Annotated in this window: 27 protein-coding genes, 1 riboswitch and 1 other annotated feature; of the genes, 12 read left to right on the top strand and 15 right to left on the bottom strand. The window is 45.4% G+C overall.

Annotation, left to right across the window (positions count from 1 at the left end; all coding sequences use genetic code 11):
* Positions 1-108: 108 nt before the first annotated feature.
* Entirely contained in the window at positions 109-4,170 is a 4,062-nt protein-coding gene (locus tag KYJ26_RS11550; RefSeq protein ID WP_219167417.1) for a S8 family serine peptidase, read from the top strand.
* A 135-nt stretch (positions 4,171-4,305) separates the two neighbouring features.
* On the opposite strand, the gene KYJ26_RS11545 is transcribed toward KYJ26_RS11550, so the two are convergent.
* Both KYJ26_RS11545 and KYJ26_RS11540 read right to left on the bottom strand, forming a co-directional pair.
* Positions 4,306-5,013: a bacteriorhodopsin gene (locus KYJ26_RS11545; RefSeq protein ID WP_219167416.1), complete on the bottom strand. Its 708-nt coding sequence runs from the start codon at positions 5,011-5,013 to the stop codon at positions 4,306-4,308.
* Positions 5,014-5,343: 330 nt separating this feature from the next.
* Positions 5,344-6,162, bottom strand: a complete 819-nt coding sequence (locus tag KYJ26_RS11540; RefSeq protein ID WP_219167415.1) for an STAS domain-containing protein — start codon at positions 6,160-6,162, stop codon at positions 5,344-5,346.
* Between the two features lie 180 nt (positions 6,163-6,342).
* Positions 6,343-6,562: a binding site (T-box leader), on the top strand.
* Between the two features lie 48 nt (positions 6,563-6,610).
* Between KYJ26_RS11540 and KYJ26_RS11535 the strand changes: the two genes are divergently transcribed.
* The 4 genes from KYJ26_RS11535 (at position 6,611) to add (ending at position 10,410) form a co-directional block, all read left to right on the top strand.
* The gene (locus KYJ26_RS11535; protein ID WP_219167414.1) at positions 6,611-7,063 is read left to right on the top strand and encodes an HIT family protein; all 453 of its coding nucleotides are present in this window, start codon (positions 6,611-6,613) and stop codon (positions 7,061-7,063) included.
* Positions 7,060-7,869: a PP2C family serine/threonine-protein phosphatase gene (locus KYJ26_RS11530; protein ID WP_219167413.1), complete on the top strand. Its 810-nt coding sequence runs from the start codon at positions 7,060-7,062 to the stop codon at positions 7,867-7,869. The genes KYJ26_RS11535 and KYJ26_RS11530 overlap by 4 nt, the downstream gene beginning before the upstream one ends.
* Before the next feature lie 705 nt (positions 7,870-8,574).
* Positions 8,575-9,165 carry a GNAT family N-acetyltransferase gene (locus KYJ26_RS11525; RefSeq protein ID WP_219167412.1) on the top strand — a complete coding sequence of 197 codons (591 nt, stop codon included), beginning with the start codon at positions 8,575-8,577 and terminating at the stop codon, positions 9,163-9,165.
* Positions 9,166-9,263: 98 nt separating this feature from the next.
* Positions 9,264-9,363, top strand: a riboswitch (purine riboswitch).
* 54 nt (positions 9,364-9,417) lie between these two features.
* Positions 9,418-10,410 (top strand): adenosine deaminase, encoded by a 993-nt coding sequence (gene add / locus KYJ26_RS11520; RefSeq protein ID WP_219167411.1) that lies wholly within the window; start codon positions 9,418-9,420, stop codon positions 10,408-10,410.
* Between the two features lie 55 nt (positions 10,411-10,465).
* Here add and KYJ26_RS11515 read toward each other — a convergent pair whose 3' ends face one another.
* Complete coding sequence (locus tag KYJ26_RS11515; RefSeq protein WP_219167410.1) at positions 10,466-10,648, bottom strand: CsbD family protein; 183 nt, start codon at positions 10,646-10,648, stop codon at positions 10,466-10,468.
* A gap of 147 nt (positions 10,649-10,795) precedes the next feature.
* A complete protein-coding gene (locus tag KYJ26_RS11510; RefSeq protein ID WP_219167409.1) occupies positions 10,796-11,158 on the bottom strand; it encodes a VOC family protein in 363 nt (120 codons plus the stop codon).
* A gap of 245 nt (positions 11,159-11,403) precedes the next feature.
* On the opposite strand from KYJ26_RS11510, the gene KYJ26_RS11505 reads away from it, so the two are divergent.
* Positions 11,404-11,916: a DUF402 domain-containing protein gene (locus tag KYJ26_RS11505; RefSeq protein ID WP_219167408.1), complete on the top strand. Its 513-nt coding sequence runs from the start codon at positions 11,404-11,406 to the stop codon at positions 11,914-11,916.
* A gap of 65 nt (positions 11,917-11,981) precedes the next feature.
* Here the strand turns inward: KYJ26_RS11505 and KYJ26_RS23965 are convergent, their stop codons facing one another.
* Complete coding sequence (locus tag KYJ26_RS23965) at positions 11,982-12,116, bottom strand: hypothetical protein (RefSeq protein ID WP_257474978.1); 135 nt, start codon at positions 12,114-12,116, stop codon at positions 11,982-11,984.
* Positions 12,117-12,400: 284 nt separating this feature from the next.
* Here KYJ26_RS23965 and KYJ26_RS11500 point away from each other — a divergent pair, with 284 nt between their 5' ends.
* Together KYJ26_RS11500 and KYJ26_RS11495 are read left to right on the top strand one after the other, a co-directional pair.
* Positions 12,401-12,916, top strand: a complete 516-nt coding sequence (locus tag KYJ26_RS11500) for an SRPBCC domain-containing protein (protein WP_219167407.1) — start codon at positions 12,401-12,403, stop codon at positions 12,914-12,916.
* A 24-nt stretch (positions 12,917-12,940) separates the two neighbouring features.
* The gene (locus tag KYJ26_RS11495) at positions 12,941-13,321 is read left to right on the top strand and encodes a VOC family protein (protein ID WP_219167406.1); all 381 of its coding nucleotides are present in this window, start codon (positions 12,941-12,943) and stop codon (positions 13,319-13,321) included.
* Between the two features lie 38 nt (positions 13,322-13,359).
* On the opposite strand, the gene KYJ26_RS11490 is transcribed toward KYJ26_RS11495, so the two are convergent.
* Together KYJ26_RS11490 and KYJ26_RS11485 are read right to left on the bottom strand one after the other, a co-directional pair.
* A complete protein-coding gene (locus tag KYJ26_RS11490) occupies positions 13,360-13,602 on the bottom strand; it encodes a hypothetical protein (protein ID WP_219167405.1) in 243 nt (80 codons plus the stop codon).
* Positions 13,603-13,673: 71 nt separating this feature from the next.
* Positions 13,674-14,297: an HNH endonuclease family protein gene (locus KYJ26_RS11485; protein ID WP_219167404.1), complete on the bottom strand. Its 624-nt coding sequence runs from the start codon at positions 14,295-14,297 to the stop codon at positions 13,674-13,676.
* 359 nt (positions 14,298-14,656) lie between these two features.
* Between KYJ26_RS11485 and KYJ26_RS11480 the strand changes: the two genes are divergently transcribed.
* Positions 14,657-15,163 carry a GNAT family N-acetyltransferase gene (locus KYJ26_RS11480; protein ID WP_219167403.1) on the top strand — a complete coding sequence of 169 codons (507 nt, stop codon included), beginning with the start codon at positions 14,657-14,659 and terminating at the stop codon, positions 15,161-15,163.
* 79 nt (positions 15,164-15,242) lie between these two features.
* Here the strand turns inward: KYJ26_RS11480 and KYJ26_RS11475 are convergent, their stop codons facing one another.
* Together KYJ26_RS11475 and KYJ26_RS11470 are read right to left on the bottom strand one after the other, a co-directional pair.
* Positions 15,243-15,785, bottom strand: coding sequence for a cysteine hydrolase family protein (locus KYJ26_RS11475; RefSeq protein ID WP_219167402.1), 543 nt, complete (start codon positions 15,783-15,785; stop codon positions 15,243-15,245).
* Positions 15,782-15,976 carry a DUF1272 domain-containing protein gene (locus KYJ26_RS11470; protein ID WP_219167401.1) on the bottom strand — a complete coding sequence of 65 codons (195 nt, stop codon included), beginning with the start codon at positions 15,974-15,976 and terminating at the stop codon, positions 15,782-15,784. Before KYJ26_RS11470 ends, KYJ26_RS11475 begins: the two co-directional genes overlap by 4 nt.
* Before the next feature lie 146 nt (positions 15,977-16,122).
* On the opposite strand from KYJ26_RS11470, the gene KYJ26_RS11465 reads away from it, so the two are divergent.
* Complete coding sequence (locus KYJ26_RS11465) at positions 16,123-16,542, top strand: Lrp/AsnC family transcriptional regulator (RefSeq protein WP_219167400.1); 420 nt, start codon at positions 16,123-16,125, stop codon at positions 16,540-16,542.
* Positions 16,543-16,612: 70 nt separating this feature from the next.
* On the opposite strand, the gene KYJ26_RS11460 is transcribed toward KYJ26_RS11465, so the two are convergent.
* The 3 genes from KYJ26_RS11460 to KYJ26_RS11450 form a co-directional block, all read right to left on the bottom strand.
* Positions 16,613-17,458 (bottom strand): AraC family transcriptional regulator, encoded by an 846-nt coding sequence (locus KYJ26_RS11460; RefSeq protein ID WP_219167399.1) that lies wholly within the window; start codon positions 17,456-17,458, stop codon positions 16,613-16,615.
* Positions 17,459-17,588: 130 nt separating this feature from the next.
* Positions 17,589-18,602, bottom strand: coding sequence for a hypothetical protein (locus tag KYJ26_RS11455; protein ID WP_219167398.1), 1,014 nt, complete (start codon positions 18,600-18,602; stop codon positions 17,589-17,591).
* Positions 18,595-19,479 (bottom strand): ABC transporter permease subunit, encoded by an 885-nt coding sequence (locus KYJ26_RS11450; RefSeq protein ID WP_219167397.1) that lies wholly within the window; start codon positions 19,477-19,479, stop codon positions 18,595-18,597. Before KYJ26_RS11450 ends, KYJ26_RS11455 begins: the two co-directional genes overlap by 8 nt.
* Positions 19,480-19,596: 117 nt before the next feature.
* Here KYJ26_RS11450 and KYJ26_RS11445 point away from each other — a divergent pair, with 117 nt between their 5' ends.
* Positions 19,597-20,283, top strand: a complete 687-nt coding sequence (locus KYJ26_RS11445; protein WP_219167396.1) for a hypothetical protein — start codon at positions 19,597-19,599, stop codon at positions 20,281-20,283.
* 13 nt (positions 20,284-20,296) lie between these two features.
* Entirely contained in the window at positions 20,297-20,731 is a 435-nt protein-coding gene (locus KYJ26_RS11440; RefSeq protein ID WP_219167395.1) for a DUF4275 family protein, read from the top strand.
* A 14-nt stretch (positions 20,732-20,745) separates the two neighbouring features.
* Here KYJ26_RS11440 and KYJ26_RS11435 read toward each other — a convergent pair whose 3' ends face one another.
* The 3 genes from KYJ26_RS11435 to KYJ26_RS11425 form a co-directional block, all read right to left on the bottom strand.
* On the bottom strand, positions 20,746-21,096 hold the full coding sequence (locus KYJ26_RS11435) for a potassium channel family protein (protein WP_219167394.1): 351 nt from the start codon (positions 21,094-21,096) through the stop codon (positions 20,746-20,748).
* A gap of 103 nt (positions 21,097-21,199) precedes the next feature.
* Complete coding sequence (locus tag KYJ26_RS11430; protein ID WP_219167849.1) at positions 21,200-22,192, bottom strand: Gfo/Idh/MocA family protein; 993 nt, start codon at positions 22,190-22,192, stop codon at positions 21,200-21,202.
* A gap of 96 nt (positions 22,193-22,288) precedes the next feature.
* Positions 22,289-23,941 carry an ABC transporter substrate-binding protein gene (locus tag KYJ26_RS11425; protein WP_219167393.1) on the bottom strand — a complete coding sequence of 551 codons (1,653 nt, stop codon included), beginning with the start codon at positions 23,939-23,941 and terminating at the stop codon, positions 22,289-22,291.
* Between the last annotated feature and the right edge of the window lie 71 nt (positions 23,942-24,012).

The raw sequence follows: 24,012 nt of genomic DNA, 5'->3' as shown, positions 1-24,012 counted from the left end.
TTGAACCTGAATCTATATACCTACATGGATTTCCCAATAGGTGACAGGCGTGACCAATGCTATATTTTAGTTGTTAGAAAATTAAGATAAAGAGGATGGGATCAGTTAATGAAAAGAAATAAAAAAATGCTAGTGTATGCATTGGGTACAAGTCTTTTGCTCGGTTCAGGGAATATCCCGGCATTGAATGTCCTGGCAGAAAAACCAACTTCCATTGAATCCGTACTTGCCAACATGTCGCCACAGCAGCTGGAAAATTATAAGCAGCTTCAGTCGGTGGAAAAACAAGGTCTTTATTTAGATCGAAAGGTTAACCTGAAGAGCGACAGCCCGGTGAAAGTAATCGTACAGCTCGACCACCATCCTGAAAAAGTCGCTCAGTTGAAAGCGAAACTGGAAGGAAAGAACCTGGACGCTAATGAAGCGAAGGCACATGTTGATAAGGATCAAAAAGACTTCAAGAACGAGTTGGCCACTATGTTCAAGAATAAAAGCAATAACGGTTACAAGATAGGCAAGGTATTTAAAAACGCTATGAACGGTGTTTCCTTGGAACTTCCAGCTAATAGATTAGAAGAATTAATCAATCTGGATGTGGTAAGAGCGGTCTACAGCAACGTCGATGTTCAAATTGATCCGCCGGTTCCATCAGAGGAGTCGTCTAGCACATCAGCGGAAGAGTATATGATGGAAAGCCTTCCTTACTTAGGAGTCGATAAGCTACATAATGAAGGGTTTACCGGCAAAGGAATCAAAGTGGGGGTTCTTGATACAGGGATCGATTATCACCATCCTGACTTGGATGAAGTCTATAAAGGCGGTTATGACTTCGTGGACAATGACAATGATCCTATGGAAGCAACGTATCAAGAATGGAAAGAGTCCGGTTTGCCGGAATTTTCGAATGGCAATTCCTATTACACCGAACATGGGACTCATGTGGCCGGTACGGTTGCCGGTGAAGGGGATAATGAGAGCGAGTACAGTATAAAAGGGGTAGCGCCTGAAGCCGATCTCTATAGCTACCGTGTCCTCGGACCTTATGGAAGAGGGTCGAGCGAAGGGGTCATTGCAGGGATTGATCGTGCCGTTGCGGACGGAATGGATGTCATCAACCTTTCTCTTGGGGCAGGTGTCAATGATCCCCTGTATCCGACTTCTGTAGCGGTGAATAATGCTGTCCTCAGCGGTGTGACGGCTGTCGTTTCGGCTGGTAATAGCGGAAGTGAATCCTTTACATTAGGCTCACCTGGAACCGCTGCCCTTGCCTTAACGGTTGGTGCAAGTGATGTCCCGATCGATATTGCAACATTCAAAGGTCAATATGGAGCAGAAAGCGTCAACCTTCAGCTGATGGCCAGAAATTATAGTGATCATCTCACAGATTTAGAGGATAGTAGTATGCAACTAGTAGATGTGGGTCTTGCTGCCAGTAACAATGATTTTATCGGTAAGCCGGTAGCCGGGAATATCGCATTGATCAGCCGTGGTGAGATTTCGTTTGTGGATAAGATTAAAGCGGCAGCCTCGCATGGAGCGAAAGCCGTCATGATTTACAACAATAACGATGAAGAAGGGCATATCCCTCATTACCTTGGAGAGGGAGTCGATTTCGTTCCTACTTTCTCCCTGACAAAGGCAGAAGGAGAGGCGTTGAAGGCCGGCATCCAGGAAGGAGAAACCTTTACCTTTAGCGATATGCAAGCCATCACAACAGAGGGTGACCGCCTTGCCGATTTCAGCTCAAGGGGACCATCGAAAATGAATTATGATATCAAACCTGAAATTGTTGCCCCTGGTGTGGGAGTGTTATCAACGGTTCCATCCTATATCAACGATAAAGAAAACGGAACGTATGACTACGCCTATGCGAGATTATCGGGAACTTCCATGGCATCCCCACATGTAGCTGGTATGGCGGCACTATTATTACAATCCAATAATGACTTGGAACCGGCAGATGTGAAATCCATTTTCATGAACACCGCGGATTCTATGAACGGCGATTATAGTGTCTATGAAGTCGGCGCAGGCAGGGTGGACCCTTATGAAGCCATTCATTCAGATATGAATTTTCAGGTCATTGATGAAACAACCACTCTCATGAATGGAGAAGAAATGAACATTGATGAGCAGACCGGGGGGATGAGCTTCGGATATCAGTATATTGAAAAGTCACTAAGAGATCAGCGTACGATTATGATCGAGAACTCCGGTGAAGAAACGAAAACGTTTCATGCTAGTGTGGAGTTTAGCAATCATTCGCTTGACGCTTCCAAAAACGGAATCCATCTAACTTTTGATGAAAAGGTTAAGGTGAATGCCGGGAAGAAAAAGAAAACGAACGTATCCTTAACGATCCCTAAGACAGCTGAAGAGGGTTACTATGAAGGGTATATCCGTTATGTGAATGAGGAAAATCCATCTGAAGAATATCAAATCCCATTTGGTATCCGAATTTCCGAAGAAGGAATTGAATCAGTCAGAGCGTTCAACTTCTCGACGAAAGAGAATAATCAATTCGGAACTTTGTTCAATTATACCCCAATGGATTTCACGTTGAAGTCACCTATGGAACAGATCAGCGTCGTGTTGGTGGATGGGAAGACGAATAAAGAAATGGGACTGGTCGGGGTCATGAATACTTCAGGAATCAATGAGGGACAGATGATCATTATTAACTCTGCCTTTGCAGGTTACTATTACCCGTATGAAGGTAACCGTATATCAGTCAACCCTGCTTTGGCACCGGAAGGCCATTACAAGCTAAGATTAGTGGGGACTAACAGTGAAGGTAAAACGTTTACGAAAGAAACGGATACATTCATTGATAATACAGCTCCAGAGTTTTCAAGTACATTGCCGACGGGTGTGTATGAGTATAAAGAAGGAGAAGAAACGGTTCCATTCTCCATGTCCCTTTTTGATAAGACCATTGAAGATATGAAGAAAGCGGGACTCGAAGCATCCCAATCCAATAATTACATTGTCTATCATTATGGATCACCATTCCCAACAGGGGCATTAAATACAGATGGTGAAGGGAACCTTTCGGATGAAATCTTGATGAACCCGATCCTCAGCCGGTATCCTGTTGGATTCTTTGCACACGATTCCGTCGGAAACTTCGCACAGGGTGGACCGATTATCAACAGCTTTGTAAAAGAAGGTACACAATATGCCACGGCTTCCATGGATAAAAAAGAACTCATGGCAGGCGAGACGCTCACCATGACACTCTCAGCCCATAATGTGAAGCAACTGAAAGAAGGATCTTTCTCAGTAGATTACGACAGCAATCAGCTGGAGTTGACGGACGTGAAGGTCCACCCGGATTTCGCCAAGTATGGAGATGCTGAAATTACGCATGAGGACAAGGAAAAAACCAGTTCGAAGAGACATCTTGATGTTCAGCTGAATGTAGAGAATCCGGAAGCGGAAGTAAATGGGGACATTCCAATGGCAGAAGTGACGTTTGAAGCGAAGGATGCTAAATATTACAGAATGAACTATGTCACGGCACCAACCTTCTCAAGCAAGTATAAAGACGTAAACGGTCAAAGTACTAATCTTTACGGCTACTTTGAAGGACAATATCCGGAACTGCTGCGCAGCTATTCAGAGATAAGAGGGGACATTAAGGCCCAAGGATTCTTTGGTACCGACGGAGTATATGACAATAATATAGACTATTCAAAAGCTCCCGTTTCCATCAAGGTCACCGATTGGGAAGGCAACGTACATGAAGGGGAAATGGTCCGCAACAATGACTTCATAGCGAAGCTCCCAGTGACCGATAAGCCTTTCGAGATGGAAGTGACGATTCCAGGACACTTCCCGGTCAAATCCATGTTCACGATCTTTGATCAACGTGAAGATAAGATTGTCGGCACGTGGCATGGCTTACCCCTGCGTACGCAGGATGCCGGGGACATCAACCAGGACAGCGTGATTGATATCATGGATGCGGTCGAGTTGAAAAACAGCTGGGGAACGGATGATCAACATGCGGACCTGAATTTCGACGGAACGGTTGATGCAAAGGACTTCGAATTAGTCGAATACAACTTCCTTGAAGCAGATCCTGGCGTGGATTCTGCACCGAAACCAAAAGAAAAATATAAAGGTTCGTCCTTGGAAGATATCAAGAATGAATTAGGTATTGAATAGAAAGAGTTTGAGACAAAGGCATGCACTGCCTTTGTCTTTTTATTATAGAAGCACGAGAACCGTCCCCGTGCTCTTGGCCTGTTACTTAATAGGGCTACAAAGAAGGGGGTCTGTTCCCGTTCCACGTCCCCCATTTCATCCATACTTCAAATGACGTAATTGATACAAATCCAATAAGCTGAACCCAACTTTTGAAAAGATGGGCAAGATGACGAATAACAATGTATCCCCTGACTGTCCGGTGATTTCGAGCCCTGAAGGTCCAAGGAGCCATGCAATAGGATAGCTAATCCAGAAGAAGGTCAGATACCCACACATAATGAGGTACACTTTATAAACGCTTTGGTCCTGTTTCTTAGACATTTTTCTCAATGGTACCCAAATGATCCAAAGGATGACCAGGAATGCTGTCACACCTGCGAGATACCAGGTATACACCATGACACCCGATGAAAGGTCAGCGATAAATCCGCTGCTAATCATGATGACATCTGCTACGATCAAGCTTGCAATGATGATTGGATCCTTCTTCTTTACTTGATGCATACCGGTCAACGCGAGAGCAGTAAGCAATAAAGGTGTCGTCACGACCCAGTCTAGATAACGGGCGAAATAAACAAGTTGTCCTTCTACGAGAACAGCTCCCTGTCCCATGGCCATGGACATATAAGCTAGACCCGACCAAACCGGAATAAGGAAAGCAATGAAATACTCTACCCTGGGAACTCCTTTTCTTCTCATGCTCCATATGGCAAAGACGGCTGCTCCTGTAAACATAACTCCCACGTAAATCCATAAGAGTGTCACTTCAATATCACTCATAAACGCATACAAATGCTTCACGACCTCCGTAAATCCTTTTTTTATTAGGTATTAACCTATTGCTTCGGGAATATACCCTTGGTGTGTGACGCAAGGGAGTCTTGAAATTGCTGTCAGTTTCCTATAGTGGAAAAGAAGCACCGTTGCTTCTTCTGGAAGGCATTAGATGTTTATGAGGGGGAATAGTAAAGGAATCAGAAAAAGGAAGCATGAGAACCGTCCCTATGCAGCCACAGCCAGAGGCAGTCAGAGGGACAGGTCCCTTGGCTTGAGAAACGAAATGCAGGATGAACCGTCCCGTTTCATAATGTCATCATAATAAAAAGAGCACAGGAACAATCCCTGTGCTTCTTACAAAAATTTCTCCAACGCTATATGAAGACTCGAGGTCACAGGGATTCTGGAACTATCGATCCCAAGGTGAGTCATGGTCTGGGCAATTTCTGGTCTGATTCCGGATAGGATGGTTTTGATTCCGATCAGGGATAGGGCATCGACTACTTTGAAAATGCGGTCAGCCACCATCGTATCGATAATTGGAACGCCGGATAGATCAATCACTAAGTATTCCAGGGATAATTCATTCCCTTTGGAGAGGGCTTTATCCATCAGTTCTTGCGCTCTTTCGGTGTCAATGTCACCAATCAAAGGGAGTATGCCGACTTGATTGGTGATTTTGATCACCGGGATGGATAACTCCAGCGCTGTTGCTTCTGCCGCATTGATCCGTGTATAGAATCTTCTTGTATACGACATGCTCAGCCAATGCACGGCCCTATCCACCACTGCATCGAAGTCTGAGAGCAGCTCGTAAAATTGATCAAATGACAAATTGAAAGCGGACGCTTCCTCTTTGATGATGTGTCCGATTAAATTTCGGTAATCTCTTACTTCGTCCAAAGCAATCTCCAACGGCAAATTGAAATTCACCAGTGTATCGACGGCTTCTGAACCCCACTCCTGTAATTGCTGGAAGGCCGGTTCTAAGCCACTTTCAATTGATTTCGCATAAATGTCGATGATATTCTCACGCCAGCTCTGCAGCTGTGATTCTATGTTTCGATATTGGCTTAATCTCAGATTGTCTTTTTGAACGATAAGCTCTTGTTTTTGACTCATTATTTTTTCACAAATGGCTTTCGTGTATGTTTGTTTACCTTGATCGATCATGTGCGCACTAACTCTCCTTTACCGTAGTTTCCAAATATATTTTAACACACTGAAGAGTGAGAGGTGGAGAAGAAAAGCTTGACTGAGCCAAGGGAAAAGGTCCCGTGGCAGTACCTATGGTTGTTAAAATACATATTGACAAGTAAATTGGTAATATATAGAATGTTCTAAAAGATATAGGTAAACACATGGATTAGGATTAGTAAGGATACGTTATTGTGTAGAGAGCTGTCGTTAGGTGAAAGACAGTCAATGACCTCCCCAACTCGCCTAGGAGTGGATAGACTGACAGGTAGGTCTATACGGGTAACCTCCGTCATCGGGTCCTTGAGATGTTTTATTTCGATTGGAATGGAAACAAGAAGAGTGGTACCGCGATAGAGATCCTATCGTCTCTTTATGAGACGGTGGGATTTTTTGTTTTTACAATGGTAAAGGGGGAAGGGCAATGGGGAAGGATTGCTTTATATGTGATAAGCACGCCGGGGATATTGAGACATCCGGGGTATGTATTTACGAAGATGACTATGTGTACGTGGGGCACATCGACCGAAACGGTAAACCCAATTATTTAGGTCATATCATGATTGATCTAAAGAGGCATGCTCCGTCCCTTGCGGATATGACGGAAGAGGAAGCGAAGAGGTTTGGGATCACGATGGCGAAAGTCAGTAAGGCTCTCAAGGAGTCGGAGCAGGCTGAGCATATCTATTCGCTTGTGTCGGGCAATTCCGTTCCACATCTTCATATGCATTTGGTCGCTCGATATCCGGGAACACCGGAGGAATTCTGGGGTCCCATGGAGGTGTACGACTGGGAAAGTGCTCCGATGGGGGGCAGCGAGGAAGTGGTACAGCTGTGCACCCGTTTGAAGGCCTATATGGAGAAAAACGCCCTATGACACGTTCCGTTTGTGAGTTCAGCTGGGTCGGAAGTCAAGACGGTTATGTCGATCAGATCATCATTGATCACATTAGCCACCTAACTCTGGGACGATTTGGCGGGAATTCAACGGCAGGACAATATAAAAATGAGGATGGATGCTTAATATGGGCGGATGAGACAGGGAGCTGGGAATTTGTTGTGATGCTCGATGCCCACTATTCCGCGGAAAGTGCTGAATTGGTGCTCCGCCAGTTTGCAAACTTTAAGGAAGAGATTTATGTCCTTTTAACCAAGCCGTTTGCTCAAGCTTTTAAAGGAATAGAAGAAACCATACTGGAAATGTTTCAGGAAAAGGAGTTTTTGTCTGAATGTCGGCGGGTCAAAGGGGAGACAGCTTGTATCATTCTTTTAAGGAAAAATAAGTACCTGTGGTGGTTCTCGATAGGGGATTGCCTTTCGTACCTGTTTCACACGGAACTCGCCCAGCTGGGTCAATTTCAGATCAACCAAAGACAATTTTACGAATGGGTCGGGCATGTCAACACCTTTGATCAAGATGTTCCCTGCTATAGCAGAGGCATACGGGAGCTACGAAAAGGACTGAATCGGATTCTGGTGACGACGGATGGATTAGTGGAATGTCCTGGTGAACCTTACTCTGGTCCTAAAGAAATCTACAACACACTGCAGCGTCATCAAGGAAACGATGGCATCAGGGCTCTCCTTGACACCATCCGGGAACATCATGTGCGGGATAGCACCACCATCATTACCTGGGAGGTCAATGTCTCAGAGGATGTGCAGATGCCAAGTGATGTATAGAGGAAGCAAAGGAACTGTCCCCATGCCATCAGAGAAGGTATGAATAACTAACTTGTCCTTTTGTCCAAGCACTCCTGAAAATCTACATACTATTACAGTAATGATGATTTTTAGGGGTGATGATGTGTTAAATAACGGGTTGGGCTACGGCTACGAATCCGGCAAGCTTTATCGTTGGATACAATACAACCGTCATACCAGTCCCGCCTAATCTCCCATTAAATCCTTGTTATTGGTTGTTGTTGAGTGATTTTATTTAAGGTAGTAGCAGTGGACGCTTTTTCCTTTTCATGGAAATGAAGTGTGAGAACATTGTCCGCTCTTCCTAAAAGCACGGCGCCAGACCTTGGATAGGGCAGGCGCCGTTTTTCGGTTTTGAGTATGAACATCGTAAATAAGGTGGGCCAAGGTGAAAAGAAGAGAAGGGAATGATTGACACGTCCAGGCTTGGTCCTGACCATTATCCCTCAGCTCGGTTTTCAACAAAGCCATGACATTCTCTGTTTGTGAGGTTTTGATTCGATTGCCCCGTTTCTTTTGTCGTCAAACTCCTTGATGCTCTGTTGAAAGATCACATGCTCAGGATTTCTTTTTTATATGAGAGTGGATGTCGCTAGATGAAACGTCCAAGGGCTTCCTATAGACAGTTATGATGGCCCTTGATAAAATAATGATGTTCTAATAATTGGAAGCAGGGGGATGGGGATGGACACATTCTTGGTTGGAAAATCTGTGTCTTTGCGTACTTTTCAAAAAGAGGATTATGCCTTGATTTTGAAAGCTTTGAGCAATCCGGAAATCAGAAAGATGACGGGTGCACAAAAAATGTTAACACCAGCGAAAATCGAAAAGGCTTATGATGCCTTTGCGCTGGATGATCATCGAATTGACCTGATCATCACGAAGAACGAAACGGAAGAACCGATTGGAGATCTTGCCTTAAACGAGATTGATTATTTGAATCGCCATGCGAATGTGCGAATTGCCATCCATGATCCGAAGTATTTCGGGAAGGGTTTCGGTACGGAAGCATTGCGTCTGATCATGGAGTATGGATTCCAGCACCTCCATTTAAATCGCATCGCCTTATGTGTATATTCATATAATGCGAGGGGAATCAAAGCATACGGTAAGCTTGGGTTTAAGCAAGAGGGTGTGATCCGCAGTGAGCTATTCTACGATGGGGAATTCCATGACAACATTATCATGGGCGTGTTGCGGGACGAATTTTTTGAAGCTTTATCGGAACTGGATGGGGAACGAAAGAAAACTGTTTCATCTAGCCGGGAAGCATAGGAACGGTTCTGCTGCTTCTTTTTGATTTCAAGAAAGCAACAGAACCGTCCCCGCGCTTCACCTTGACATTCAACGCGAATTTTATTATCGTTATAACAAACCAAATACGATTTCACATTCGTATAACTCCAATAATATGGTTTGGAGGTCTCTACCAGGAACCAAAAAATCCTGATTACGAAGAAGGTACTGTACTATGTATTTTCTTCGTAATCAGGATTTTTTTTTATAGAAAAATTGAGGAGGTCCAACATGAATGATTCCACAATGCCTAAAATTGAACTTCACTGCCATCTGGATGGGAGTGTCAGACCCGAAACAATTATTGATTTAGCGAAGAAGGACGGAATTCAGCTTCCTTCTTTTGATCAAGATAAGATAAAAGAAGAACTGATTGCCCCGTTAGACTGCAAATCATTGGATGAATACCTGGAGAAGTTCTCGATTCCGAATGACGTGATGCAGTCAAAGGAAAATCTGAAGAGAATCACCTTCGAGCTGTATGAAGATGCGGCGGGGGAAAACGTGAAATATATGGAGGTCCGATTCGCCCCGCTCTTACATACACGAAAGGGACTGTCGGTGGAAGAAATCATCGAAAGTGTCATTGATGGGATGAAAGAAGCGGAAGAGCGATTTGATATCAAAGGGAATATCATTTTGTGCTGTATGAGAACGATGTCTCCGGAAAGCGCCTTTGAAGTGGTGGAAAAGGGGAAGGGGTTCCTTGGCAAAGGAGTCGTCGCCATTGATTTATGTGCGTCCGAAGAGGCTGGGTTCTGCGCGGAATTCGTTGAACCGATTGCTCTTGCGAGAGAGTATGGCTACAGAGTCACGATCCATGCCGGTGAAACAGGCGTCGGGAGAAATGTTCTCGAGGCCGTTGAATGGCTGGGGGCAGAGAGAATCGGGCACGGTGTTTATATTACAGATTGTCCGGAAGCGTATCAGGTGGTAAAGGATAAGGGGATCGTGCTTGAAATCTGTCCGACGAGCAATGTTCAGACAAAAGCCGTTCGGGAATTCCGAGATCACCCGCTTTACGAATTTCACAGAGACGGCATCAAGATCACCATCAATACAGACAACCGAACGGTCTCGGATACGACGATGACGAAGGAATGTGAGTTGGTATGGGGTGAATTTGCCATGAGTGAAGAGGATTATCGGGAGATTTATCTGAACAGTGTGGACGCGGCTTTTGCGAGTGATGAGGTGAAGGAAGGGTTGAAAGGGTATTTGTAGAGGAGCCAAGGAATGGAAAAGGAAGCGCAGGGAATTGACCCGCGCTTCCTTACTGTTACCAATTCTTTTTAAACGATTCCTTCGCATTTCCAACCTTTTCTTGCATCTTTCCTTTATCCTTGTCGCGTTCACCTTCTGCAATCATCGAATGGTCGTTTGTCAGTTTGCCTAGCCCTTTCTTCACTTCTCCCTTCGCCTGATTTGTCTTTCCTTTTACTTGATCATGATTTTCCCGCATGTTCTCACTACCTCATTTCTATGGTTTGATTTCATATTATTTAATATCCGATTGGAAGGAAAACAAACCAAATGCTGGTCGGGAAATAATGGGAATTTTAATTCAGGGAGGGCAAATTTCACAAAGAGATGGGTTCTCCCACGCTTCTCAAACCGCTTGAATCATTTCGACCCGATTTCCGAAGGGGTCTCTGAACTCAAACCGATCAAACCCGGGTATCGGCACCCCTTCCAGGATTTGAATATTATGCTTCTTCAATCTGTTTCTCCAAGTTGAAATATTATCGACCTGGTAAGCCAGATGGGCTTTCGTTTTGGAACGGTCGAACCCATCTTCCGTGCCTATGTGAACATCTCTGTCCCCAACCTTTAACCAGAATCCTCCGCGTCCTTTCAGTGAGTCGGGTTTCTCGATTTCAGGTAACCCCAGAAGAGCACAGTAAAATTCTTTTCCCTCTTTTTCAGTGCCTTTCGGAATGGTGATCTGGACGTGATGTAAACCGAGTATCATCTAAACTCATTCCTCCTCTATTGGGAATAAATTCTAACCTTAGTTTAATAGTATCCCGATTATTTTAATAAGTAAATGATAATGATTTTATGATATGGTATAAGATTTACTTATTTTGCAAAGAAGGTGGCGATCTTAGAAACCTTTATAATGGAAGAAAGGTCCACTATAATAGCGGGTGAAGGAGGGGAGCAGGTGACTGCTTTCCCTTTACTTCTCGAAACTAATAAAGGGTTGTGTTCGAAATGGAAGAAATTCTCGAACGGAAAATTAAGTATAATTTAGATACTGTGGATTATTCATGCAGGGTATTGGAACTGGGGAATCGAAGAATAACGTTATTTCATGTCATCGAAACCCCTTTTACCATGACGACTTCAGATGATGAAATAACGATTCCACGAGGAAGTTATACCGTCGCATATTATTGGGAGGACAGACCGTATAATCTGTATTTTTGGAGAAGTCGGAATGGTGACTATTTGGGTGCGTATTTTAACATAGTGAAAAATACAAAAATTGTCCCAGGTATGGTTTCGTTTGAAGATTTAATTGTGGACGTACTTGTATTTCCTGATGGAAGATATACCGTTTTAGATGAAGATGAATTGCCCATTTCTCTTGAGCTTTTTGAAGGAGGGGCAGTGAAGGAGTCGTTACAAGCATTGATTTCTGAAATAGACGTCATCATGGAAGAAGTGAAACGAGAAGCGGCTGGGGTCTATCGTCATAAGGCGTTTTTACCTTATTTGGTCTAAAGTGTTGGAAACCGGAAAACCCAGAGCCAGGAAGAATCTGGGCTTTTACCGTTCTCTTTGAGGAACTAAATATGATCTAAGTCAATCCTTGGGGCCACAGGTTCAAGTGCTGCCGCTGCTTTGGCATTTTGATTGTGGCGATCCTGCTGATATTTATTGGCTGAGTCTCCGTCTTTGGATGGTTTCTTTTTGTCCGTCACACTACCACCTCCTATGGATAGTGTGCTCTATTTTCATGATTGTAGTGAACATGCTTGGGCGTCGACTTCATAAAAAAAGGAAGCATGAGAACCGTCCCTCTGCTTCCACAGGAAGAGCCAAGGGACCTGTCCCCTTGGCTCTTTTGAAGAAAAAGTTAGAGAGAATGAAGGAGTATAGGATTCTCTGGAGAATACTACTATCGGTTACTTTTTTTAGAACGCAACAGATTCAGGCCATCACATCTTCACAATATGTACATTCAACCTATTGAGGAGGAACTGAAATGTCCAACAGCCATATGCTTTCGAGAGTGGAAGACAACCGGGTACTTATCTTGGAAAGGACCTTTGATGCCCCGCGTGATATTGTGTTCAAGATGTTTAAAGAGCCCGAGTATCTCAAACGCTGGTGGGGGCCAAGAGGTTGGGAGCTGCCTGTATGCCAAATGGATTTCCAGCCGGGAGGTGTCTGGCATTACTGTATGAAATGCGTGGATCAAGGCCAGGGGCCATTCTACGGAATGGAATCATGGGGAAAAGGGACGTATAGAGAAATCTGCGAACCGGAGAAAATCGTTTACGTCGATGTCTTCTCGGATGCGGAAGGCCATACGAATGAAGACATGCCGGCAACGGATGTGACGTTGGAATTCGTTGACATGGGAAGTAAGACGAAGGTCATCAACCGTTCTGTCTACTCATCGGCGGAGGCCCTCAAGACCGTGTTGGATATGGGAATGGAACAGGGAATTTCGGAAACGTGGGATCGCTTGGAAGAGGCACTTCAATCACTGAAATAACATGCTAGAGGAGTGGCGTAGACGATGATCAATAAAGTCGGTCAAATTATGGTATATGTGGATAATCAGGATGCAGCAGTTCAGTTTTGGACGGAAAAAGTAGGGTTCACCGTGAAGGCTGAGGAAGATAATGGTCAAGGAATGAGATGGATTGAAGTGGCGCCGACGAAGGACGTCGAGACAAGTATCATTCTTCATAACAAAGAATTCGTAGCAAAGATGTCACCTGGACTCAACCTGGGTACGCCATCCTTGATGTTTTTCACCGATCGATTGGATGAATTTTATACGGATTTATCCAATAAGAACGTCACCGTAGGGGAAATCGTCGAGATGCCTGGCGGCAGAGTGTTCAACTTTGCGGATGGTGAAGAGAATTATTTTGCCGTGATGGAGATGAAGTAGGATAGTGAGCCAAGGGGACAGGTCCTTTGGCTCTTTTTTTATGGCCGTTCCAACACAGCTGCCAGCATGTTATGCACTACCTCATGATCCCGCACGTCGTGTAAGCGATAGGCATCCCCGGGAAGGGAATACCACTCTTCTGCCCCGACGTATGTGATCGATAGCGTTAGGGTACCATCCTCTTCACAAGTTGTCACGAGTTCGAGCTCCCCGCTGATCACCCCGACTTCAGCCGTCATGACCCCGTGGGTCGCAGTGAAAATAGTCGATTTCTTCTCCATATGTATGCCTCCAATTCTATGTTTGAATTTCAAAAAGGAAGCACGAGAACCGTCCCCGTGCTTCCCTGGAATCAATAGACGCAGCTGTTCAGCATGCCTTGAAGGGCGGTTTTTTCTGAAGATTGCAGGCTCAAGCCCCATTTATATTTTGTGCTGATCCACCATTTGGAGTAACCGCAGGCGGCACCCGAACGCGGTGGCTGCCATGTGGATGGGTCCTGGTCGCCTTTGGAACGGTTAGAGCTTGCGCTGACGGCGATCAGCTGGGGACCGCTCAAGTCATTGGCGAAGTCTTCACGCTTCTGTGTCGTCCAGCTGCTGGCACCGGAGCGCCATGCTTCTGCGAGGGGGACGACATGATCAATGTCAAGGTCGGACGGATCGGTGAACGTGATTCCGTCGTAATAACTGTACCATGAACCGGACGTTACGGGGCAGCTGCCGCTGTAGCTGTCGGCATCACGCTGGAGTACGAGCTGGCGGGTGTCACAGCCATTTCCCTGGCCGATCCAGTGGGGGAACTTATCCCGGGAATAGCCGGTCATGGTGCTTTCAGATTTCACAGTCAGGGCGTTCAGCTGAGATTGGGCAGTTGACTTGGACGGTGTGCCGGGCGGGAAAGCGAATGCGGACGGCAGGAATAAAGCGAACGAGAGAAGCAGGGCAACGACAAACAACAATGATTTCTTTAGCATGGGAATGCCTCCTGTATGTATTTTTTTATATCAACATGTCATTCCCTGAGAGAATGGCATGTTAATAGTAAAACAACGTAGTCAGGCAGTGAGAAATGAAATTTTCTTGAGGAATTGGCATCAGTTGTGTTCGCTTCTACTTGAAATGATAGGGGATGGAATAAGCTTCTAACAAGTTAATATTTTGTAAATCAGGGGTTACTTAGAAAGATGAATCTTTATGCCTGTACCTTCAGAATCATATGGTTATCAGGAGAGGGAGATTTGTGTGACGTAATGACTAGAGGGAGTCTGAAATAATTCGATAGTGGTACGGAAAGTTCAGCTTTTATTCAGTAGATATAGTTGGAGGTTGGATCATGATACGTATTTTGAAAGCAAACGAGAGTCATGTAAAAGGCATTAAGAAAGTCTGTTCAGAGGGGTATTGGGCAACGTATAAAGAGATTTATGCAAAAGAATATATTGAAAGAGTGATAGAAGAGTTTTATAACGAAGAGCGGATCCTGAAAGAAGTGACCACATCGGAGCGGTATTGGGGAGGTTATTATGTTGCGGTTGAAAATGGTGAAGTCCTTGGCGCGGGTGGAGGCGGGATGATTTGTGAGACGGAGGGAGAGTTGTTTGTCTTGTACCTGGATCCTTCGAGGCGCAATGAAGGGATCGGGACACTCTTGTTAGAGGCCATCACCCAACAGCAGAAAGAAGAATTCCATGCGGAGAAGCAATGGGTGTCTGTGCAAAAAGGGAATCAGAAGGGGATTCCTTTTTATGAAGCGAGAGGGTTCCTGTATGAAAGTGAGCAGCCTGTTTATGGGAATGAGGAGGGGGAGTATCGGTCGTTGAGGTATTCACGAACTATATAAGGGGAAGCATGGGGGCGGTTCTGTTGCAGCTTCTTGGATGAAAGAAAAAGCACGGGAACCGTCCCCGTGCTTCTACCCTTTACAATCGTCGAAGGTATTCCCTGGTCGTTATCACAGTGGCAAATTCATCGTGCACGGTGGCAAGAGAAACGGTATGGACGGTCTCGGCATCTATGAATGACCCTTTATAGTGGATTCCGAATGCAGCCGTTGCATCCTCGATTAGATACGTGGTGAATCCCAGATTTCCGCTCATCCTGGTAGTGGTGGAGACACAGTGGGGAGTCGTTAACCCTGTGATCACCACTTCTTTGATGCCTCTTTCGTGTAAGTGGCTTTCAAGTGAGGTGCCGATAAAAGCGCTATTTACGTCCTTTGTGATAACCGTTTCTGTTTCGAGAGGTTTCACGATTTCTTTAATCGCTGAACCTTCATGGTTTGGATGAAAGCCGGAGAGAGGATTCGTTGAAACATGTTTGATAAAGATGATTTCTTCCTCCTTTTTCCGAAATTCATCTAATAATTCCTTGATATTGTCCTCTGCAAACGGGTTATTCCTCTTTCCCCATTGAGGATGGGTGAACGTCTCTTGTACATCTATGATGACAAGTGCACGTTTCATGACCGGCCTCCTATTGGACAAGACGCAGCATGTTTCGGTCGTCTCACCAGTTCTCCATGACAATTTGGGCAAATGTTGGCCATTTCATTTGTACAAGAGGAACAAAACGTACATTCATGAACACAAATGTAAGCCTCCCCATGAACATCGTCTCCACATTTTTCGCATATTGACTTCATTTCTAATCCCATAACCAAACCCCTTTTCTCATTGATATACCATTATCTTATTGAAAAAAAGAATTTGTTTACATGCTATTTCTTAGGGGTTTTTACTGTTATTCTTAAATTATTAAGGAAATGATTGGTGTTTACATTACATTTGAAGGTGGAGAATCGTGGATACTATAAACCGGCATATATTGGACGTATTGCAAGTGAACGGCAGGATTTCGATGACTGAATTGGGAAAGGAAATCTCCCTTTCCGTTCCTGCCGTCACAGAGAGGGTTAGAAAGCTTGAGGAGCAGGGAGTCATAGAGGGGTACAAAGCCATCATTGATCCGGAAAAGGTGAACAAACCGGTTAAAGCTTTTGTATTGATGAAAACCTATCGGTGTAAAGCATTCAGAGCCTTTTGCAAGGAACATCCCCACGTTGTAGAATGTCACCGGCTTACTGGGGAATACAGTTATCTAGTGAAGGTTGTGACCGGAAACAATCAATTGTTGGAAGCATTTATTGATGCGTCTATGGAGTATGGAGAACCGTATACGATGATGAATCTTTCTTCACCGGTGAGCGGGAAGATTATTTGAACATGAAAAGGCAATGGCTGGATGTTGGCCCATTGCCCCTTTTAAAGGGTAAGCTCCGTTGTTCATGAAGTTATGGTGTGACGATGGGCACCCATAATTCATGGCGTGGCTTATGTCCCGGTCCATAATAACATTCAATACACGGTAAATTGGCCAGTTCATATCCTGAGGTAGGGACCCATTCAGTATATAACCGTTTCCAGGCTTCCCTGACATTCGGGAAGACGGCCCACGTACTCGGCGGAATCACCACAGTTTCCATTCCCTCGCGCGGCTCTCCGTCATAGCGGACTCCCATGAAATAGGTGAATTCTTCCTCCATGATGGCCGCTTCTTTTCCACAAACCCCTAATACGCCTTCCAATGTGCATTTCGGATTTTTCCACGACATATCAATTAATTCCTGCATGAAGCCGTTTTTCTTCCCTTTGCTCCAAAGAGTGGGAATGATTTTAAAGGCCCGGTTGGTGCTGACTGTTTCTCCTTTTCCTGCCAATGTGATTTCAAACTCCACATGCTCGATTCGATATTCCATTTCCGTGTCTCCCTTTATCGTCAATTGAAAGGATATTTTCGGAAAAGCTTTCAACGGCACCCCTTCATGACGGCATTCAGATGGTTTGATTCCATGCGTTTTTATAAAAGCACGGGAAAACGAATCAGCAGACTCGTACCCATACGTGTTCGCCACTTCTAAAATCCGGATATCGGTTCTCTGTAAATCGAAGGCCGCCCGGGTCAGTCTTCTGCGCCTGATATATTCTGATAATGAAATCCCCGATAGAGAGGCAAACATCCGGGAAAAGTGAAAATCCGAGCAGTATGCGATTTTCGCTAATTCTTTATAGTCTATCTCTTGATCAAGATGTTCTTCAATGTAATCCAACACCTGATTCATTCTCGTAAGCCAGTCCATCGAATCCCCCCTTTCATCATCCATTTTAATCAAAATCAGAGACGCCCTGCCCGACATTTTTGGCCTAAAAAAGCAGGATGCCTTTTCATCAAAAAAGGAAGCACGGAAACCGTCCCTATGCTTCCGTGCTTCATCCCTTAAATGTAAACAATTCTTCCGACCGCACAACCCGTTCTTTGGATTTCTCCTCTGCATTCACCTTTTGTTTCACCGGTAGATCACTGTCGATCAAAGCTCTCTTTAGCGTGGAGCTGATGGAGTTGATGGAAAGGATCAGGATCGAGAACAGGATCAGCGGTACAACCACAAGCAACGGAGTCGAGAACACCTGCTGGATATTCATACTAATGGTCGCGGCCAATTCGTTCGTTTTAGAGAAATAAACCGGGTTGCTGGGCTCAAAGGGACCAATGGCGAATTCGGCCACCTTCATGCCGCCGAGGGCCATGAGGATGATGCCGAGCTGAATGAGCAGGGAAAGGGCCTGTGACACCTGCTCGGAAAATAAGACAATCGAGTGACGCAGAAATTGTGGCACCAGATGTTTCTTCACTAAATGAAAGCGGCTTGCCCCCATGCTCTTCGACACATCGACGAATTCCTGCTTCATAAAGAGCTTCATCTCTTCTCCCAGGTAAATGCCGAGAGAAGGGATGGTGATCGCTGCGATCCCCACCAGCTGGATAAAGAAGTAGCGGCCGGATGGGAGGGCATCTCCCTGAAAAGCTCCCTCGAGCGGGGCCAAGAGTCCAAACACGACAATGGCAAGGGGGAGGTATTGGAACGCTTCTCCCAGTCCCTTTAATATACGGGTGAATGATCCCGGCAGAAAGGTGTACAGAAGGGCGAATCCGAAGCCGAAGATCATCCTGAGTGCAGCGATGAAAAGGGCAGCAAAGATCGTGAATTTTGCTCCGGCTATTAGGAGTAAGAGAAAGTTCCGGCCGAGCCGGTCACTCCCCAAGAGCGGCATTTCTTCAGGCGTAAAAGGCGGTGCAGCCGTCACCTTATTGTTGTGATCCATTAAATATTGGGTAATTTTATCATAGTCAGGATTCAACACTGGGATCAGGAAGCTTGCCGCAAGGAGGCCGACGATGATCAAGACAGGAAAAGTCATTCGTTTGATGAGCGATCTAGACATGGTATTCTCCTCCTTTCAGCCATTTCTTCAATAGTAGGGAACCGATCGTAAACACGATGTAGAATGGGACGAATATCAGAAGCATCCCAATAAAAAAGGCTGGTGATGACGACGTTGCCGTTCTGAGCAGGACTGTCATAAAGCCTTTGATATTGAATAAAATTTCGATGACAAGCAGATTCGAGAGCATGAGCAGAAAGATCGGCTTCAAATGCAGGAAGAAATGGATCCATACATTCCGGAACACATGGAACCAGATCGTATAACTCTTCTTGAACCCTTTTGAAAAGGAAAACTCTACGTATGGCTTACTTTCCTCTTCTTTTAATTGGTATAAAAATTGTTTGACTAAAAACACCACGGGCAGAAACGAGAGGCAAATGACGGGCAGCATATAAATCTGTTCTTCCCCCGTCGTATAGATATCAAATAAGAGGAAGTCCGTTTTTTTGAACAGCCAGATGATGAACAGCTGGAATAACACGACGAGGAAGACATCGGGAATTCCGTCGAGAATGTTGACGACTTTTTCTGAAGCCCGGAATAGCTTTCTCGGCATAAGCATCATCAGGTAACTTACGACAACTGAAATCAGAATGGCGACCAAAAAGGAGATGAACAAAATGGTGAACGAATATGGGTAGGTAGTGAGAAATATGTCGAACATCCCGTATTGTTTATCTTCTGCGCCCCACAGGACGATGATGGAAGAAGGTGAGGCGAGTTCAAGCATCGTCTGCCACAGCCTGAGGCCATATGCTCCTACATTGATGACAAGCTCTGTATCATAATCCAATAAAGCGCTGATGCCGCTGAGTAGAAACAAACCGATGAACACAATGACAAAATGAAAGGGTGTGCGTACTGCTTTATTCATAAAAAAACTCCCCTGCCTAACTTTAGGAAAAATTACAAATTTTACAATATTCATGCTACAATAACGACATGCATTAGTAAACACAATTCAGAAAATAATGTCGAAGGTGATATGTAAATGTGTCGAAAGATAGTTCTACTTGTTGTACTCCTTTCATCCTGTCTGTTCCTCTCAGCCTGTCGCGTGGTATTTAATCCATTCGCGCAGAACGCAGAGCAGAAGGAAGTCCAAAAAGAGTATCGGCAAACAGCGGATGTGCAGGAGCAGGAGGAAGCCGAGGAGGAGGAGCTTGAGGAACCTGCGTTTAAAATTGATGCGACTCTTACATTGGATGGGGAGAATATGGTGATATCAGGGGATACGGATCTTCCGCCTGACACAATTCTGGAAATTAAGTTAAAACCATATAAAGGAAATGCTACACCCGAAGAAATTGAAGAAGAAACTGCCGGGACCCTTAATGAAGTGCCTGCCAACACGGTAGGGATCGGCACTTCGGTGGAAGAAGATGGATCCATCCGGGAGAAGACTTACTTCAGACCGGATTTGTCGACCCGCTATCGATTTGAATTGACCTTCGAGCCGGAAGGGCAGGAAGAAGAAATCAAGCAACAATTAATCAAACAAGCTGGAAATCTGGATGAATTGGCCGGACTACAGGTGTTGAAGGAGGCTGATTCGTCGAATTCGATGACTCATGGGGATGAAGCAGTGAAGGGATATATTCAAACCGTCAACATCATGAAAGCTGATGAGAAGAATGGGGACGGCGTGACGTTGGAGTTTGAGCGAGCGCTTAGGTAACGGAGGAACGAAGATGATAGACCTGTACGATAGACTGGCCGCCCGTCATATGAGGGTTGTGGAAATACCCGAATGGAGCAACTACCTGTTGAACAAGTGGGAAGAGACGTTTGTGTCCCACTTAAGCGAGGAAGAAAAGGAATCGATCTTTCTTCACAGTGACCGGTACTCCTGCGGATTTCTTTGGCATGTGTTTAGTTGGGAGAGGACCGATCGTTTTGTTGGCGAGAAGGCGAAAGAGCTTTTTCAAAAACAGCGCAAAAAAGAATGCTTTGTGTTTTATCAACTAAAAGAAGATGTTCTCCTCGTACAGAATGCCTCTAGGCTCGGAGTGGAGGACTTGCGGGATGAAGAAGATGTGTACATCGTCGATAAAAACTTCACCTGGACGTATGTCCAGACACATGATAATGAGGAATTCGGTCCTTATTTCACCTATAAGTCATGAACAAAAAAGGAATGCTATTCTTTCTCAGCATTCCTTTTTAGTTTCTCCGGTTTCTGGATCATGGCATACGCCACGTACCCGATCATCCCGATGAACACACCGTTACCGCCGAATATATAGATCATCGTGAAGATCTTGCCGAAAGGCGTTTGAGGTTCAAAGGTGGGATGCCCGATCGTGCTTAACGTGACCACGCAAAAATAAAGGGCGTCGATCACGGCCAGGCCTTCCTGCTTCACATAGAAAAATGTGCCTGAGAATAACATGACCAGGACCATGGTGAAAAGAACCTGGAAGTTTTTTAGCTTAAAAGCCTGCCAGAGGGCTTTGAGCAGTCGTTTTAGGGTGAGGAAGAATGAGATCATGGTGACTCCTTTGATAGATTTGAGATGTTGATAGCATAACAGATGGCGTGAGAGGTTGAGAAGAGCCAAGGGGACAGGTCCCTTGGTCCCCGTCACCTGACTATTATTTTAATGCTTGAAGGATGTCTTCGCATAATGCCATCGTCCCAACGTTGTCTCTCGCGTTGGAATGTGATGTCTTCTTTCCTACGCAGCATGCGAGGAAGTGTGCCATTTCTCCTGTAAATCCTCTAAGATACAGGTCCCTCATGGTTCCTGACATGGGGGAGGCGGATGGTGTGAAGACTGTATCTCTTTCCTTTAATCCTTTCCAGGGAAGGTCTTCGAAGGTTTGGGAGGCGTGAATGCGCAGGGTTTCGATTTCCACAGCTTCTGCAAAGCCGTGATCGAAGGTGACCTGCAGCCTTTCACTTTCTCGGGACCAGGCCGACATTCCGCTTAAAAAGACCGTTCCGACCACTCCGTTTTGAAACTCGAGGGTGAGACATTGTGAGATATGTGGTCCCTCACTATTCTTGAACCCTTTCACATTCCTTACTTCACCGAACAAATAACGGGTAAGGTCGACTAGGTGGATCGCCGCAAATTTCAGATACTCCTCATCGTTTTTACAAAACGGCGTGCTGTCGACGGCGAAGCGGGCGTCGAATGACCGAACCGACCCCAGCTCTTCTTCCTGGATAAGGGTATGAAGGGTTTCGTAGACCGGTGCATATCGTTTCATAAAGCCGACCATGACCTGAACCCCAGCTTCTTCTGCCGCATCTGCGATGACCTGAGCTTCGTCCTTTGTCATGCCCAGTGGTTTCTCTACAAACACGTGCTTTCCGGATTTGATGCAATCCATGACGAGTCGGGCTTGATCTCGGGGCTGAGCGACAACGATCACTCCATCGCACTCTTCTTCTTCAAGCATCGTGATGTGATGATCATAGGCATTCCCTGTACTGCCAAATCGAAGCAAAGCCTTCTTGGAATTCTCCATGTTCCTGGTGGCTACAGCCTTGATGGTCGCGCCTGCTTCTATCAAAGATGGATAAATATTGGTGGTGGCGTGAAATCCTGCTCCTATCATACAGATAGATGGTGGTGTCATCATGATCTCCTCTTTCATTCAGCAATGGTTTCTTCTTTCTTACGATACCCGTTCTTACGTTAGGAATTAAAGGACATATGTCCGATTCAGTTCACTCTATACCTCCGGCCGCACCCACAGCCTCGAAAAGTCCACATACCCAAAATGCTTGAATTCGATATTCATTATATCCGTTGAAAACGGGATGTAGCGTTTCTCATAATATAGAGGAATCATGATTGACTCTTCCATGAGCTTCTTCTCCAGTGTCATGTTTAGTTCGTTCCATTTTTCAAAAGGAGTATGGCAGTACTTGTCCAGGTATGCTTTCCACGGGCTGCCTTTCTCAAAGAGTCCTTGAAGAGGCGAATATCCATTTTTCAGAAAGTGATAAAACGAAAAATCCTGGTTGGATTCAAAGATTTCCCCGTGTACGAATAGATCCACATGAAAGGTCTCCGGCTGCCTTGTCAGCGTGTCGGCAAACGAAAACCACTGGACGTCGACGGGGATTTCCTCTTTTTTAAAGATCTCCACGAGCCACTCGGTGGTCTTCGCTGTATGGTTGGCGCAGCGGATCACGAGTGGTTCGGTGAGCAGGGGACGGTCCACTTCGTTGATCGTCATGCCTTGATCCTGACCGACGATAATACTTTTCCCATTCGGTGTCAGGCGGGGATCGAGGTCACGGAGGGTATGGCGGTATTTCGCAATGACCCAGTGCAGATAATCCCGGACTTCTTTTCGTTGAATCTGGGAGTCTCGTCCCGGAAGTGCATTCATGACGATAATCCCGAACCCTGAGTCACTCTCAACCTCAACGGAAGTAGATTGATTATCATCTATATGAGAATGATAGATTCCTTTGAAATCCTTTGGGACTTGGACAAATTCCACGGCATCAAGGAGTGGTCTCTCCTGAAAATGTTCCTTGAAGGCGGTGAGGGTCGTCTTTGAATCGGTATTTTCCTCAAGAGAGAAACAGCCTGTTCCGAAGGTCCGTCCCTTGGTTTCTTTATAGATGCTCGCACACATCATCGTGAGCATGGGAAGGATGTAACTGCAGCCCCCGGGGTGGTGGATGTCGATGATGAGAGGGGCTTTGACCTCGATTTCTTCGATCGGTTCCCATAGTTCCTGATAGTGATGGCAGTTCTTTAGCTGTTCGAGACAGTGGACAACATCTCTTGCGGTCAGGATGGAGCCGTCGTGGAACCGGACATCCTTTTTTAAATAGAGTCGAAGTTTACTTGTAGAAGAATCCCAGCTGTGAGCAAGTTCCGGTAAGATGTCCCCGTCTACTGTAATGGAAACGAGGCGGTTGAAGACGTTTGCCACCAGATGAGCGCTCATGACGTCGGCCGCCTCCAGTGGGTGGATGGAGAAAAAGGGATAGCGCTTCGGCACGATTAGCTTATCTTTGGATTCCTTCACGAACCCGAGCTTACTGTGGAAATGCGTCATGAGCCTCATCTTGCTGTCTGTGGACCAGTTGTACATGAGATACTTGCTGCTCTCGTCGATCGGATCTTCATCCATCCGCCTCACGACTTCTTCTTCGAACTCTTCCTCCACATCTTTCTTCCATTTCAGGGTCGATACATTCCCACGTCCGCGGCCTGGGGTGAAAGCGATCCATCCTTCTTCATTCCATTTTTTCAAGTAGCGGGAGGTCTGCTTATGGCTTAATTGCAGGGTTTCAGAGATTTCCTCGACGCGGATGCTGCCGGAGGGATAGTACCTCCAAAGGGTGAGTAATTTGTTCTCCATGCGGGTTTTCCTCCTAAAAGGGGACATCAATTTGAAAAGTGTCTATTTTTAAATTTTTCCGTCTAGTTTAC

Origin of the sequence: Rossellomorea orangium (assembly GCF_019334305.1) — a bacterium.
In the GTDB taxonomy this organism is placed as follows: Bacteria; Bacillota; Bacilli; order Bacillales; family Bacillaceae_B; genus Rossellomorea.
This window is presented reverse-complemented; position numbering and strand designations above follow the sequence as displayed.

Coding starts and splice junctions, on each gene's coding strand:
- KYJ26_RS11550 (WP_219167417.1), top strand. CDS start 109: ATGAAAAGAAATAAAAAAATGCTAGTGTATGCATTGGGTACAAGTCTT.
- KYJ26_RS11540 (WP_219167415.1), bottom strand. CDS start 6,162: ATGATCGATCAAGGTAAACAAACATACACGAAAGCCATTTGTGAAAAA.
- KYJ26_RS11535 (WP_219167414.1), top strand. CDS start 6,611: ATGGGGAAGGATTGCTTTATATGTGATAAGCACGCCGGGGATATTGAG.
- KYJ26_RS11530 (WP_219167413.1), top strand. CDS start 7,060: ATGACACGTTCCGTTTGTGAGTTCAGCTGGGTCGGAAGTCAAGACGGT.
- KYJ26_RS11525 (WP_219167412.1), top strand. CDS start 8,575: ATGGACACATTCTTGGTTGGAAAATCTGTGTCTTTGCGTACTTTTCAA.
- add (WP_219167411.1), top strand. CDS start 9,418: ATGAATGATTCCACAATGCCTAAAATTGAACTTCACTGCCATCTGGAT.
- KYJ26_RS11515 (WP_219167410.1), bottom strand. CDS start 10,648: ATGCGGGAAAATCATGATCAAGTAAAAGGAAAGACAAATCAGGCGAAG.
- KYJ26_RS11510 (WP_219167409.1), bottom strand. CDS start 11,158: ATGATACTCGGTTTACATCACGTCCAGATCACCATTCCGAAAGGCACT.
- KYJ26_RS11505 (WP_219167408.1), top strand. CDS start 11,404: ATGGAAGAAATTCTCGAACGGAAAATTAAGTATAATTTAGATACTGTG.
- KYJ26_RS11500 (WP_219167407.1), top strand. CDS start 12,401: ATGTCCAACAGCCATATGCTTTCGAGAGTGGAAGACAACCGGGTACTT.
- KYJ26_RS11495 (WP_219167406.1), top strand. CDS start 12,941: ATGATCAATAAAGTCGGTCAAATTATGGTATATGTGGATAATCAGGAT.
- KYJ26_RS11490 (WP_219167405.1), bottom strand. CDS start 13,602: ATGGAGAAGAAATCGACTATTTTCACTGCGACCCACGGGGTCATGACG.
- KYJ26_RS11485 (WP_219167404.1), bottom strand. CDS start 14,297: ATGCTAAAGAAATCATTGTTGTTTGTCGTTGCCCTGCTTCTCTCGTTC.
- KYJ26_RS11480 (WP_219167403.1), top strand. CDS start 14,657: ATGATACGTATTTTGAAAGCAAACGAGAGTCATGTAAAAGGCATTAAG.
- KYJ26_RS11475 (WP_219167402.1), bottom strand. CDS start 15,785: ATGAAACGTGCACTTGTCATCATAGATGTACAAGAGACGTTCACCCAT.
- KYJ26_RS11470 (WP_219167401.1), bottom strand. CDS start 15,976: ATGGGATTAGAAATGAAGTCAATATGCGAAAAATGTGGAGACGATGTT.
- KYJ26_RS11460 (WP_219167399.1), bottom strand. CDS start 17,458: ATGGACTGGCTTACGAGAATGAATCAGGTGTTGGATTACATTGAAGAA.
- KYJ26_RS11455 (WP_219167398.1), bottom strand. CDS start 18,602: ATGTCTAGATCGCTCATCAAACGAATGACTTTTCCTGTCTTGATCATC.
- KYJ26_RS11450 (WP_219167397.1), bottom strand. CDS start 19,479: ATGAATAAAGCAGTACGCACACCCTTTCATTTTGTCATTGTGTTCATC.
- KYJ26_RS11445 (WP_219167396.1), top strand. CDS start 19,597: ATGTGTCGAAAGATAGTTCTACTTGTTGTACTCCTTTCATCCTGTCTG.
- KYJ26_RS11440 (WP_219167395.1), top strand. CDS start 20,297: ATGATAGACCTGTACGATAGACTGGCCGCCCGTCATATGAGGGTTGTG.
- KYJ26_RS11435 (WP_219167394.1), bottom strand. CDS start 21,096: ATGATCTCATTCTTCCTCACCCTAAAACGACTGCTCAAAGCCCTCTGG.
- KYJ26_RS11430 (WP_219167849.1), bottom strand. CDS start 22,192: ATGACACCACCATCTATCTGTATGATAGGAGCAGGATTTCACGCCACC.
- KYJ26_RS11425 (WP_219167393.1), bottom strand. CDS start 23,941: ATGGAGAACAAATTACTCACCCTTTGGAGGTACTATCCCTCCGGCAGC.